Genomic DNA, 14,044 nt, shown 5'->3' on the forward strand with positions numbered 1-14,044 from the left:
CCCTGCTCCCACTGCCATCATACAGTCGGGTTCAGGAGGCTTATTATTTATCATTACAAACTGTTAAAAGCGTCAGTCAATACAGGCACAATTTGCGATTTGCGCGATACAACGCCTTTTAGAACAGCCTTATTGTCGTCCAACTGAACATTATAGGCTTTCTCAACCGCTTGTGCTTGGCTTCCCAGGGCAATACCAATGGAATCACTGTTCACAATGTCTGTTACAACGAACAGGAACAGATCGAGATTTTTGGCCTCAATGGTTTGGGATAATGCAGCTTCTAGGTCAGCTTGACGCGATAGCACATCGTTGACGTCTACTGCGTTCACTTGAGCAATTTCCACTTTGCGACCATTCATCTGAAATTCTTTGGCATCCAGACTTACTAACTGTTCAATGGTATGACCACTCAAATCAGCTCCCGCTTTAAGCAAGTCAAAACCGTAACGATCTGCATCTACACCAGCAATTTCAGCCAGTTCACGAGCAGCAGCTACGTCTTGATCCGTGCAGGTTGGGGATTTAAACAACAGGGAATCGGAAATAATCGCGGACAACATTAGACCTGCGATTTCTTTCGGAATCGCTATACCATTTTCCTTGTAGAGCTTGTTCAAAATGGTGGCTGTGCAACCCACTGGCTCAGCTCGGAAGTATAACGGCTGGCTTGTTTCAAAGTTAGCGATCCGGTGATGGTCGATGACTTCAGTTACACGTACCTTGTCAATATCAGCGGCGCTTTGCTGGCGTTCATTATGATCGACCAGAATGACGTTGTCCGTTTCAGCAGCAACCTGCTCAACCAAACGTGGTGCGCTCACTTTGAAATAATCCAGTGCATACTGCGTTTCCCCGTTCACCTCGCCTAGACGAACCGGCTCTACGTCCGCGCCCAGTTTGGTTTTTAAGTCTGCATAAGCAATAGCTGAGCAAATGGTATCCGTATCCGGATTTTTATGCCCGAAAATCAACGTTTTTGCCAACATAATCGACTCCTTTGCCTTAGGCATTTTACATGATTGTGAAACCTCAACAATTCCAATGCAGATTATATCATTAAATCTCGCATTCTCCCATTCCCCTTTGATTGTTTTCAAAAATAATCTAGTAAATTCATAACATTTCCATGGAATCTACATGTAATGTTACCCTTATTTTTTCTAAAAATATAAAAAACATATAGTAATATATCCCACCAATATGGTAAGATATGCCTCAAAACTGGCAAGTTAGTCACCAGTGGTCAATTCTATTATTTTAGATATTAAGGGAGGCGTGAGAACAACGGCAGTGGCTTCAAATCCTAGTATGTAGACATATCATATTTTGATTGAAAAGAGGGAAATCTTTGAAAAAGCCGATCATTTTGAAAAAAATACCTGTCGTATCACTCGCACTTGCCTTGACGGTAAGCTTGTCTCTGCCGTCTGTCAGTTCTGCTGCTACCGCAGATCTGCAAATCAACTCATTTTTGGAAGCTCAGCAAGCATTGACTATTGAGGCGGCTCCGGCCTTCATTTCACCAGAGCTAAGCACAGACTCTTCCCGCCAGGTCAGAGTCATCGTACAGCTTGATGGTGAGCCCTTAGCCGTGGACAAATATGCAGCACGTTCAGGCGTCCAAGCTTTCACAGCTCAATCTGAACAAAAAGCGGAATCCGCGATTGCCACCGAGCAAACTACGTTCGTGGACCAAGCCGCTGAGCATGGTATTTCTCTCCAAGTGAATTACCAGTACAACACGGTGCTTAACGGCTTGGAGGTCACACTGCCAGCCAATAAGATTCCAGAACTGGCTAAACTGCCAGGCGTAAAATCCATTCATGAAAACAAAACGTATTATTCCATCCCCGTACAGGATCCGCCAACACTTACAGCCAGTGAAGCCACTTATGATAACGCACCGCTGGACCAGATTGGTGTTCCTGAAGCCTGGGCCAAAGGATTGAATGGCGAGGGAATCAAGGTCGGGGTTATTGATACCGGTATCGATTATGAGCATCCGGATTTGAAAGAAGCCTATAAAGGCGGATATGACTCTTTTGAACAGGACAACGACCCTTACGAGGAACCGTTCCTTGAAAAAGAAAATGACCCATACGGCACAGGTTTTAGCGGAACGACACATGGTACTCACGTCTCCGGCACGATTGCCGGTAAAGCCGCAAATAAATCCTCGGATATTGTACAAAAGGGTATTGCCTATAAATCGGACTTATACGTGTATAAAGTGCTTGGACGCAATACCAAGACGGGACGCTCCTCCGGTTCCTCCGCACAGGTCATTGATGGCATTGAACGCGCTGTCAAAGATGGTATGAACGTCATTAACCTGTCGCTGGGCTCGGATTCCGAAAAGGACCCGAACTCCCCCGACTCCATTGCTATTAATAATGCTGTACTTTCCGGCGTAGTCGCGGTCATAGCGAATGGTAATGCGGCACAGGAAGGCCCCTATTTTTATTCCATGGGTTCTCCCGCAACATCACAGCTGGCGATTTCCGTTGGTGCAGCCACTTCCCCGAGCAAAAGCTTCTCGGGTACAGCTTCGGTCACCCGTGACACCTATTGGGAGGCTAACGGTGAATTGAAAAAGACCGTAACTAATGATGCTTATGCACATTATGATTTTAATTTGATGGGCTGGGAGACAGGCAGAGAAGACTTTGCCTCCATTTTAGGAACTGCCCCTTATGAGCTCGTATATGCAAATCTGGGACAACCTGATGATTTTGAAGGGAAAGACGTAGCAGGAAAAATCGTCCTCGTTTCACGCGGCAACTTGGCATTCGTGGATAAAATCGCAAATGCGAAAAAAAACGGTGCGAAGGCTGTTATCGTTTTTAATGGGAATACGAAAGCGGGCGACATCACCAAAGCTGATTTAGGGGAAAGTATTTCAGGTCGCGATGACTACGTTAATTCCAATTTGGGTGACAGCTTTGACTTTATTCCAACCTTTGACATGAAAGGTAAGGAAGGCCGTGCACTGGCTAAACAAATCGTAGACAACGCTGGAGAAAAGTTCTCAGTTTCCTTTGGAGCAGACTATATTCGCACAGATAATGCAGGTAATACCATGGCCGATTTCAGCTCCCGCGGACCGAACGGAGATGAACTGCTCAGTATCAAACCAGACGTGAGCGCACCAGGTGTTGGCATTTTATCAACCTACCCTGCTTTCGCCAAGTTCTATCCAGATGCATCGTATGAGCAGGCTTACAAACGTAGCAACGGTACAAGTATGGCGTCTCCACATGTGGCTGGACTTGCTGTACTGCTGAAGCAGCAGCATCCGAACTGGACACCGTTTGATATCCGCGCTGCGCTCGCCAACACTTCGATTACACTCTTTGATGAGGATAAAATCCAATATGATGTGTATTCCCAAGGTGCAGGCCTTGTAAACATCGCTAATGCGATTCAGACGCCAGCCCTGTTGGAAACCGTCGAAAAGATTACGATTCTCGACAAAAACTTTAATCGGCAGGAGGTTGTGAATAATAATCCTTCCGCCAGCTTCGGGGTGTTACGACCTGGTAGTGATGCGAAGCAGATTCAGCTTCAACTCAAAAACTTGTCGGCTAACACTGTGCAATATGAAGCGAGCACCGTTTTACATGATAATGTAACTTCTGATCCAACTCAACCGATTGCTACACCTGACGTGAGCAACATTGCCGTTCAGTTGCAAGGTGTGGGCGCGAATGGAGCAATCTCGGCAGAACCAGGTAAATCGCAACCGTTCTTCCTGTCTGTACAACCAAATTCGGGTGCAGCCACAGGTGTATATGAAGGGGAAGTTATTCTGAAAAGCGCCGGACTGCCAACCCTTCATCTGCCGTTCGTCGTTCATGTAGGCAAAGAAAATCCTACAACTGGCTTCGGTTTGCAGGACTTGAGTGTCACCAACCCGATTATTTACCCAAGTCGGACAGGTGCTCAGCGCTCAACAGATTTGGCTTTTCGCCTGACCACAGATAAAACCAACCAGATCGCGCTTTATGTATACGGCGTAGATGATAAATTGATCGGTCTGATTGATGGAATAACGACTTCCAAAGAACAAGGACCTAACGCTCGCCTCAAACAAGGCGCATATTCCTTTAAGGGTATTGACGGAAGTTACGTCGAATTAGATGACAATGGCAAGCCTGTGCTGGATGCTAACGGTCAGCCCGTTATTCAACACTTGAAAGATGGCGTGTACAAGCTGGAAGTCAGTTCTCCGGAACTGAATGAAAAGGGTGAAGTCGAACGCAATACCGATGGTCCTAAACTGTTCACCGCCACTAAAGCTATTCGTGTGGATAATAGCGCCGCATCCAGCGGTAGTGGTGGAGGCGGAGGTGGTGGAGGTGGCGGCAGAAGCAATACTACACCTTCTGCTACAACGAACACATCCACTCCCGTCCCTACATCTGCACCTTCACTTCAAAGCGTTGTGAAACAAGGACAGGCTGTTAAAACTATCACTACAGCCATTGCATTGAACAATAATATACAGTCGCTGACAATAACCGATGCAGATTTGCAGGCTGCCGTGACAGCAGCAGGTTCCAGCCCGACAGCTATTGTACTGTCGGCCACTAGCCAAGCAGGCCAAACGACGAAGGCATCGCTCACTTCCACACAACTGGTAACGTTGGGCAAGGCTTCAGCAGGAAGCAGCTTGATTGTAAGCAATACAGGCTCTTCTATGGCTTTGCCAGTATCCGCTCTGAAAAATGTTCCTGCTGGTGCAGGCATTGAAGTGGTAATCAGCAGCCAGACAGAGGCGAGCAGCACTTTTACAAGTAAGCTGAAAGGCTCCAATGTGATCGGCACCCCGGTAGGGTTTGAAGCTAATGTTGTCACTGGTGGCAAGAGTCAATCGCTCAAAGTTGCTCCAGGACAGTTTATTAGCAGATCCTTTACCGTACCTGGTCAAGTTGATTCCAATACAGCCGGTGTACTCTATACGGCAAATGAAAATGTCTATCCCGTTCCATCCGTCTTCACTAAGCAGGCTGATGGATCTACCGTCGTCAAGGTAAGCCGTCCGGGCTTCTCGACGTATGCAGCGGCGACACGTCCCGTTAGCTTTGAAGATATTTCATCGTCGTATGCCCAATCGGAAATTCAATCACTGGCGAACAAGTTGCTGATTAACGGCACGACTGACACGACTTTCTCACCGAAGAAGAACGTGACGCGTGCAGAATTTGCAGCCCTGGTAACCCGAGCACTCGGCCTGACACCAGGTACCGCTGCACCATTCAGTGATATCCCGGCAGGTAGCTGGTACTCCGGCGATGTAGCAGCCGCTTATGAAGCTGGTTTGATTACGGGTCGCAGCAGCGACAAGTTTGATCCGAACGCTAATATCAGTCGTCAAGAAATTGCTGTCGTGCTGGGTAAAGCTGTAGACCTGCTTCAAATCAAAGCTACAGCCGATGGCCCTGCACGCACACCGTACCATGATGCTTCATCCTTTGCAGGCTATGCCAAGGACAGTATTGAAAAAGTAAGTGCAGCAGGTATTATCAACGGAGAAGCGATTAAAGGCTCCTCCTACTTCCAGCCGAATGCACCTACAACCCGTGAGGCATCCGCCAAGGTTCTTCACGTGCTTTTACAAAAAGCTTCGCTGATTAACTAACAATAGAAAAGCCTCCCGAGCCGTGTTATAACCAAAGCTGCGGTTCGGGGGGCTATTTTTATGTTACGCCATAATCTTAAAAACTATACTGTTCCCGCTAAAGGTAGCGTTACTTTGAATACACTTCCCGTTCCCGGTGTGCTTTCGGCCGTAATGTTCCCACCGTGTGCTTCCACGATAGACTGTGTAATGGCCAGACCAAGGCCCGCCCCGCCTGAGCTACGTGTACGCGATTCATCTCCACGATAAAAACGTTCAAATATCCGCTCCAGCTGTTCTTTACTCATGCCTGGTCCGTTATCACGAATTTGGATATCCACCAACTTCTTACCTGCAGACAGGTTTACCTGGATCACACCTCTTTCCATATCAGTATGCTGAACAGCATTGTGAAACAGGTTGAGCACTACCTGCTTGATTTTATCCCCCTCTGCCAACACCCGTATACCTGCCGTCATATCAAAAACTACCTTACGTGTACCTGCCAGCATAAGGAGCTGCGGTTTCATTTCCAACAGCAACGCATCTAGTGGTATGTCCTCCAGTTTCAACTCCGGTGTTCGGTCCAGCTTAGCCAACAATAGTAAATCAGAGACCAGTTTATTCATCCGCTTGGATTCACCGTACATACTTTCTAGTGCCGATTGAAGCTGCTTCGGATTAGATGCTGCTCCACGAAGCAGCACTTCCAAGAAACCGTGAATAGATGTGAGCGGGGTGCGCAGTTCATGGGAAGCATCCGCAATAAATCGTCTCATCTGCATCTGCAATTCCCGTTCAGCAGCAAACGAATGCTCCAACCGTTCCAGCATCCCGTTAAATGAAACTGCCAAACGATCCACCTCATACTGCCCCTGCTCTGCGTCAAAGCGCTCGGCCAGATTGCCCGCATCAATACGTTTGACTGCCTCGACCATCCTGGAGAGGGGGACCAACGTGCGTCGCAGCACAGGAAGCATAAGCGCCAACCCAATCGCAAGCGCAATCAGTGACAATAAAATAAAGGTGCGGAGTTGGTTAATCAACTGCTCTTGCATAGAATTCGTGGATACGCCCATTTGAAGTAAACCGGACGAACGGTCAGGTGGACCGAGCGGACGGAATACAACCAGTTGCTCTTTCCCCTGAGCATCCGTGATTAATTGATAGCCGTGACGCATACGTTTGCTCTGCTGCATAGCATGATATTGCTCAGTGGTGAGACGTGGCGGCTTAAGCCCGTTTTCGTTGGACAAGCTCTGGAAGGTGCCATCTATATCTATAGAAGCGAGCGACATATCTGGCCAGAACAAAAACGGCCCCGGTCGATTATTCCTCCGATTGGTTTGTTCTCGGGGAGCAGTTACCTCACTCTGCTCCTGTGAATCCTTAATCAATAAATCGGCAGGAATTGAATTCAGCTGCGTATCCATAGCTTCTGCCCGACTGCGATACAGAAAATCTTTCATCAGAAAATATTGTAGAAAACCAATCAATACGAGCAGCAAAGCCAAAATGAGTAACGTTCTGGCTAAAAGCTGGGACCGGAGAGAACGGAGCGCATATGTTCTCCGACTTTTCCCTCCCGCCTTCATAGCAGATCCACCCGGTATCCCACACCGCGCAGCGTACGAATGACCCGGTGCTCCTTGTCTTTGAGTTTTTCACGTAAGGAGCGGATGTACACTTCAACAATATTATCCTCGCCCCCAAAATCGTACCCCCATACCCGGTCCAGTATACGACTTTTACTCAGCACAATCCCGTGGTTTAGCACCAGAAACTTCAATAGTTCATATTCGGTAGGCGACAGCTCCAGCACCTGACTCTGATAACGAATTTCCTTCCGTCGATCATCCACTTGAAAGGGTCCGTGAACCACTTCGCCCAGCAGATCGGGGAACTGATTGCGCAAGCGCGCTTCAATGCGAGCCAGCAACTCATTAAAACTGAAGGGCTTCACGACATAATCATCCGCGCCGATTTTCAAACCCTTTACCCGATCGTCTACATCATCCTTGGCGGTCAGCATAATAACCGCGATGTTATCCTCCGTCTCCTTGAGACTTTGGCACACCTCAAAACCGTTCATTTCCGGCATCATCACATCCAGCACCGCTACATGCGGACGAAACTCTCTTGCCAAATCGAGCGCTTCACTCCCGTTCTCGGCGGTTCTGACTTCGTATCCTTCATTAATCAGTCCAAGCTCTAAAAATTGCAAAATATGAGGCTCATCATCTGCCAGCATAATTTTAACTCCGTGTATTGGATTCATTATTTAATCTTCCCTTTCATGTTGCCGCATTTTTCTCATAAAAAGTCGGTTCATTTTCTACCTGTATCTAATATACCTGAATCCTGTCGCAAAAAAAGCACCTCTGCTCAGCTTTCAGCTAACGTTCAGGGAGCGCTCAGAACCCATTAAGGTACGTATGACATGATAATAGCAAGCCGGTAGTTCACCGGGCCAAGATCAGAAGCGACTGGTCATTCCGCAGTCCTGAAGATAGCGGCTAGAACAACGGAATAAATACAAAGAATTTTCACAGGGAGTGGAATAAACATGATTAAGAAATGGTTTAAGACCAGGGCGGACATCCCCCTGATCATCATTATGCTGATATCCGCATTTTTGAATGGATACAACATCTGGCAAGACAAATATGTAAACACCTACTACACGACGGCCGTAGCAAGCATGCTACAAAGCTTTCACAACTTCTTTTTCGCCTCACTTGATTCTGCCGGATCGGTAACGGTAGACAAACCACCTGTGGTGTTCTGGATTCAGACGCTGAGCGCCTATATATTCGGTCTTCACGGTTGGAGCGTTATCCTGCCACAAGCGCTGGCTCAGGTCGGATCGGTCTTGCTCGTTTACCTGCTTGTCAAACCAAGCTTCGGTACACTGGCTGCACGGTTGGCCGCCTTCGCCATGGCAACGACACCGATAGCCGTAGCGGTTAGCCGCACGAATAACATCGACGCTATGTTGGTCTTCACACTGTTGCTCGCAACATGGCTATTGTTCAGAGGCATTAGAAATAACAAAACCGGGCTGATCCTTGCTGCTTTCGCAGTCGTAGGCATCGCCTTTAACGAAAAAATGCTACAAGCCTATATGATCGTTCCCGCACTGGGTTTGTTCTATCTGCTGGCTTCCAAGTTTAACTGGAAGCGAAAAGCAGTAACACTAGTAGGGTCAGCAGGTGTCCTCCTGATCGTATCGCTCTCCTGGGCAGTCGTAGTGGACTCCACTCCGGCAGATGAACGCCCTTATATGGGAAGTAGCGGTACCAATTCTGTACTGAATTTGGCCTTTGGTTATAACGGCCTGTCCCGTCTGACAGGAGATCAGGGTACAGGTGGCAATCGTGGCGGAGAACGCATGGATCGGAACAATAACGCTACAACGAATAGCGGCAATACGAGCACGGATCAGGCTCAGACGACTACATCATCGGACAGTACTACCACTACGGGTGACTCTAGTGCCAACAACATGGCAGCAGGCGGATTCGGTGCAGGTGGTCAAATGCCACCGGGTGAATTTGGCAGCAACGGGCAAGGTGGTCCTGGAGACGGGCAAGGTGGCCAGGGTGGTCCTGGCGGTGGACCGGGAGGAAATTCCGGTGGTGGCATGTTCGGCACTGGCGAAAAAGGACCTTTGCGGTTGTTCCAATCTTCCCTGTCAGGTCAAGCCAGCTGGCTGCTTCCATTCGCATTGATTGCTTCCATCGGTCTGCTCGCAAGCATTCGACGTCGTAATATCACACAAAAGCACAAAGAGGTCATCTTCTGGTTGGCCTGGTTGATTCCCGTAGCTGCATTTTTCAGCGTAGCTGGATTCTTCCATCATTATTACCTGATTATGCTCGCGCCACCAATTGCAGCGCTCTTTGGAGCAGGATTCGTAGAATTGTGGAAGCAGTACTGTGAGCGTTCCAACTGGCTCTCCTGGCTGTTACCCGCAGCAGTATTGGCAACCTCGGTATTTAGCTGGTTTGTTTTGCAAAATTACAACGATACCATTGGTAGCGGCTGGTCCATCGCGGTATTGATCCTAGGGATCATCGGCACGGCGCTACTGGTAGTAGCACGAATGAAATCTGAGAAGTTCACAAGATTCGCCATTATTGCAAGTGTACTCGCTATGTTTATCGGCCCTGTGTACTGGGCATTGACACCGATCGTCTACGGGGGGAACAGCATGATTCCACAAGCCGGACCGACTCAATTTGGCGGCGGTGGTGGCGGAATGCCGGGTGGCAATGATCGCACTAGAGGCCAGAGCGCTAATGGACAACAAGCCGAAGGAACTCAAACGAATAACCAGACCAATAATGTAGAGAATTCCAGTCCTGATGGAAATACTTCAAGCACACAAACAAGTACAGACACGGAACAAAAATCTTCTACCCGTTCCAGAGGAATGGGGGGACCCAACGGTAGCCAAAGTTTAGATCAAAAAACGTTGAGCTATTTGCAAAAAAATAACACAGGTGAAACCTACCTTTTCGCAGCAAGTAATTATTCAACGGCTGCTCCTTACCTGGTCGAGGCCGGACAAAAAGTAATTATTATGAATGGTTTTGTATCTTCCGATCCAGTCTATACCGTCGATAAAATCAAGGCGCTAGTCGAAAGCGGCCAAGTGAAGTACTTCATGATTTCTGGTGGAGGCGGCGGACCGGACGGCGGTAACTCTGAAGTCACTGCATGGATCAAAGAACACGGCAAAGTGATCCCTACAGATGAATGGAAAACAACAACAGGCGAAACAAGTACAGACGTTAAAGCAACCGACGGAGGAAGCGACACCACAAACAACAATGCGAACGCTCAGGATGGTCAAGGTGAACCTGGCGGAGACGAACGTGGCGGAAGCGGTACTTTATACGAAATCACATTATAAATGAGGAGGAACTACGAATGAGTGAACCCATCCGTTATTCCATAGTTATTCCGATGTACAACGAGGAAGCCGTTATTACGGAAACTTACCGGAGGCTGAAACAAGTCATGGGCTCAATGGGTGAGCCCTACGAGCTGATCTTCGTAAATGATGGAAGTTCGGACCGCAGCGTCCAATTGATCAAGGAATTCAGTCTCAGAGATGACACCATTGTATTGATTGATTTCTCTCGCAATTTTGGTCATCAGCTAGCGATTACCGCCGGGATGGATTATGCGGTGGGGGAGGCGGTCGTCGTCATTGACGCCGACCTCCAGGACCCGCCGGAACTGATTGTTGAGATGGCTAACAAGTGGAAGGAAGGCTATGAAGTGGTCTACGCCAAACGGCTCAAACGCAATGGCGAAACTCGCTTCAAGAAATGGTCTGCCAGCCTCTTCTATCGTGTACTCAAAGCATCAACGGATATTAATATCCCAGTCGACACCGGGGACTTCCGCCTAATGGATCGCAAGGTCATAGAAGAATTGAAACGGCTGCCGGAAAATAACCGATTCGTTCGTGGACTGGTCAGCTGGATCGGGTTCAAACAAACTGCTGTAGAATATGAGCGCGACGAGCGGCTCGCAGGCGAAACCAAGTATCCGTTGAAACGAATGATCAAGCTCAGTCTGGACGGGATCACATCCTTTTCGATTAAACCGCTTAAGCTGGCAGGGTATATCGGTGCACTTCTATCCATGTCCGGCTTCCTGTATCTGATGTACGTACTGTTTCTCAACTTTTTCACCGACTCCTATGTAATGAAGGGCTGGTCGTCTATGATTAGCATCAGCCTGATCTTCGACGGGGTGATCCTGATCATTCTCGGTATTATGGGTGAATATGTTGGACGGATTTATGACGAAACCAAAGCACGTCCGCTTTACATTGTCCGTGAGCATCTGGGTGGACAATACGAAAACGGTCCGACACATGCTATGAAAGTCCCTGAACCCCGTGAATCCCTGTACATGCAAGGAGCACGTGATAGCCTGATTTCGGCAGGACGCACAGTGCGCGGCACCAGTGCGGTATATACCGGACCCAAATCCGGTCATGGAGCCTAACCCATGAAAAGTCGCATGGCCCAGCTGCTTCCTATGATCCGATTTGGCATCGTAGGTCTGGTAAATACAGGTGTAGATTATATCATTTTTATGCTGCTGGCTTGGGTCGGAGTGTCGGTCATTGTAGCGCAGATCATTTCGTACAGCTGCGGCACAGCCAACAGTTATATTTTGAACAGCAAATGGACATTCAACAAACAACTATCAAACGACACTAATAAGCGTCAATTACCTAAATTTATCGTCATCAACCTCATCGTATTAGGGGTAACCTCCTTATTACTGCAGGTGCTTCACACTGGAACCGAGTTGCCACTTGCTTTAGGCAAGCTGATCGCCACCGCAGCCGGAATGATCATCAATTATATCGGGAGCCGATACTGGGTATTCGGTTCCCCATCCCGAAAGGAAAGTGAGTTTCTATGAGAAAAATTACAAAAGCTGTTATTCCAGCCGCCGGATTAGGAACCCGTTTTCTACCAGCTACGAAAGCTTTACCGAAAGAAATGCTTCCAATCGTAGACAAGCCAGCTATTCAATATATCGTAGAAGAAGCCATCAAGTCCGGAATTGAGAGCATCATTATCGTAACGGGGCGTAATAAAAAAGCCATCGAGGATCATTTTGACAAGTCTGTGGAGTTGGAGCAGGTACTGGAGAGCAAAGGTAAATATGATCTCCTACGTGAAGTTCAAAGCATCGGGGGCAAAGCAGTCATTCACTATATCCGTCAAAAAGAACCCCTCGGCCTGGGACATGCGGTCAGCTGCGCTCGTCAGTTCATTGGCGATGAGCCCTTCGCCGTGTTGCTGGGCGATGATATTATGAATTCCTCCACCCCGGCGATTCGTCAAATGATGGATGTTTACGAAGCGACTGGAAAGCAAGTGGTCGGCGTGCGCACAGTGGAAGAACAGGATGTAAGTAAATACGGCATTATTGACTCCACTCACCAGAACGGTCTCATTCACGAAGTCGGTGGGCTTGTTGAAAAACCTTCTCCGTCAGAGGCCCCCTCGCGGCAGGCAGTCATTGGTCGGTATGTGTTGGAGCCTTCCATTTTCTCTATATTGGAAAACCTGTCCACTGGAGCGGGCGGTGAATACCAATTGACAGATGCCCTTCATCAAGTAGCATTGCAGAACCAACTGCTCGCATTAGAGCTGGAAGGCACACGTTATGATATTGGAGATAAAGCTGGATATCTGGAAGCCGTGCTCCACATGGGTATGCAACGCGAAGATTTGCGTCCGATGCTTGACTCCATGATGCGCGAGTGGGCACTTGCTTCAATGATAAAATAGGGGAATTTCCTCCCTCCGAAATCCGACGGGTGCTGTGAAATCACGAGAGTAGATGGATGAACATGTAAACTTGTACAATATAGGAGTACAGCAGCATTTGAATCTACACGGCCGCTCAGTCGAAACTTAGGAGGAAAAGGACCTATGATCCCTGAGGGAAATCTGCAAAGTAATGTGGATCGTTTCAACGGTTTTGCCGACAACTACGATCAGCACCGCCCGGAAGCGCCGTCACTCGTCGTGGAAATTATCAGTCGCTATCTGGAGCGAGACGTAGAGCTAGTTGCCGATCTTGGCTGCGGTACAGGACTTTCAACCTTCATATGGGAAAACGCCGCTCAGCAAATCGTCGGTATCGAACCTAACCCAGATATGAGAGGAAAGGCGCAGCACAAGCTGGAGACAGCAGGAACGACAATGGCAGGAACCATTTCCTTCAAAAGCGGGTTCTCCAACAACCTGCCCTTTGAAGACGGAACTGTAGACGTCATTACCTGCTCTCAATCCTTTCACTGGATGGATCCCGAGAGCACGCTTCAGGAAGCGGGCAGGGTCTTGGCTCAGGGCGGCGTGTTCGCGGCCTTTGACTGTGACTGGCCTCCGGTGCTGCAATGGCAGATAGAGCAAGCTTATACAGAGCTTATCACCAAAGCGGATACCCTTTTGGAACAGGAAGCCCCAGTAGAGCAACAAGCTCATAAATGGAGCAAGGATCAGCATTTAGCTAATCTGCACCGCAGCGGACAATTCCGATATACCCGGGAGATTGTCTTCCATAACCGTGAGCAGTGTGACGCAGCTCGCTATACAGGGCTCGCTCTCAGCCAAGGGGGTATTCAAAGTCTCTTCAAACTTGGCAATCGAGCGCTTGACGACGATATAGCCCGCTTCGTGAAGCTGGTAGAGAATCATTTTCAGGGCAGAACACTAGATATCCTGTTCAGCTATCGGATGCGGCTCGGCATCAAGTAGAAAGGAATCAAGGTCATCGTGGATGATACGCTCTTCGGCTTAGGGCAAAAAAGACTCTCCCTCGCCTCGTAAAAACGAGTGCGTACAGGAGAGTCTTTTTTGCTTCAATAAATAGCCA

General features: G+C 48.3%; 9 protein-coding genes. 6 read left to right on the top strand and 3 right to left on the bottom strand.

Annotated elements, in window-relative coordinates; all coding sequences use genetic code 11:
• Positions 1–53 precede the first annotated feature (53 nt).
• Positions 54–986 carry a manganese-dependent inorganic pyrophosphatase gene (locus MHB46_RS12555; RefSeq protein ID WP_061830773.1) on the bottom strand — a complete coding sequence of 311 codons (933 nt, stop codon included), beginning with the start codon at positions 984–986 and terminating at the stop codon, positions 54–56.
• Between the two features lie 365 nt (positions 987–1,351).
• Between MHB46_RS12555 and MHB46_RS12560 the strand changes: the two genes are divergently transcribed.
• Positions 1,352–5,644, top strand: coding sequence for a S8 family serine peptidase (locus tag MHB46_RS12560; RefSeq protein ID WP_341162484.1), 4,293 nt, complete (start codon positions 1,352–1,354; stop codon positions 5,642–5,644).
• An 83-nt stretch (positions 5,645–5,727) separates the two neighbouring features.
• On the opposite strand, the gene MHB46_RS12565 is transcribed toward MHB46_RS12560, so the two are convergent.
• Both MHB46_RS12565 and MHB46_RS12570 read right to left on the bottom strand, forming a co-directional pair.
• The gene (locus tag MHB46_RS12565) at positions 5,728–7,218 is read right to left on the bottom strand and encodes a sensor histidine kinase (protein ID WP_341162485.1); all 1,491 of its coding nucleotides are present in this window, start codon (positions 7,216–7,218) and stop codon (positions 5,728–5,730) included.
• Positions 7,215–7,901: a response regulator transcription factor gene (locus MHB46_RS12570; protein ID WP_061830691.1), complete on the bottom strand. Its 687-nt coding sequence runs from the start codon at positions 7,899–7,901 to the stop codon at positions 7,215–7,217. Before MHB46_RS12570 ends, MHB46_RS12565 begins: the two co-directional genes overlap by 4 nt.
• Before the next feature lie 288 nt (positions 7,902–8,189).
• On the opposite strand from MHB46_RS12570, the gene MHB46_RS12575 reads away from it, so the two are divergent.
• From MHB46_RS12575 to MHB46_RS12595, 5 genes are all read left to right on the top strand, one after another.
• Positions 8,190–10,541, top strand: a complete 2,352-nt coding sequence (locus tag MHB46_RS12575; RefSeq protein WP_341162486.1) for a glycosyltransferase family 39 protein — start codon at positions 8,190–8,192, stop codon at positions 10,539–10,541.
• Between the two features lie 17 nt (positions 10,542–10,558).
• Entirely contained in the window at positions 10,559–11,650 is a 1,092-nt protein-coding gene (locus MHB46_RS12580) for a glycosyltransferase family 2 protein (protein WP_341162487.1), read from the top strand.
• Between the two features lie 3 nt (positions 11,651–11,653).
• Positions 11,654–12,076 (top strand): GtrA family protein, encoded by a 423-nt coding sequence (locus MHB46_RS12585; RefSeq protein ID WP_341162488.1) that lies wholly within the window; start codon positions 11,654–11,656, stop codon positions 12,074–12,076.
• Positions 12,073–12,954 (top strand): UTP--glucose-1-phosphate uridylyltransferase GalU, encoded by an 882-nt coding sequence (gene galU / locus MHB46_RS12590; protein ID WP_165179628.1) that lies wholly within the window; start codon positions 12,073–12,075, stop codon positions 12,952–12,954. Before MHB46_RS12585 ends, galU begins: the two co-directional genes overlap by 4 nt.
• Before the next feature lie 144 nt (positions 12,955–13,098).
• On the top strand, positions 13,099–13,926 hold the full coding sequence (locus MHB46_RS12595) for a class I SAM-dependent methyltransferase (protein WP_341162489.1): 828 nt from the start codon (positions 13,099–13,101) through the stop codon (positions 13,924–13,926).
• Positions 13,927–14,044 lie beyond the last annotated feature (118 nt).

Source organism: Paenibacillus sp. FSL H7-0703 (genome assembly GCF_038003485.1).
Classification (GTDB): Bacteria; Bacillota; Bacilli; order Paenibacillales; family Paenibacillaceae; genus Paenibacillus; species Paenibacillus polymyxa_B.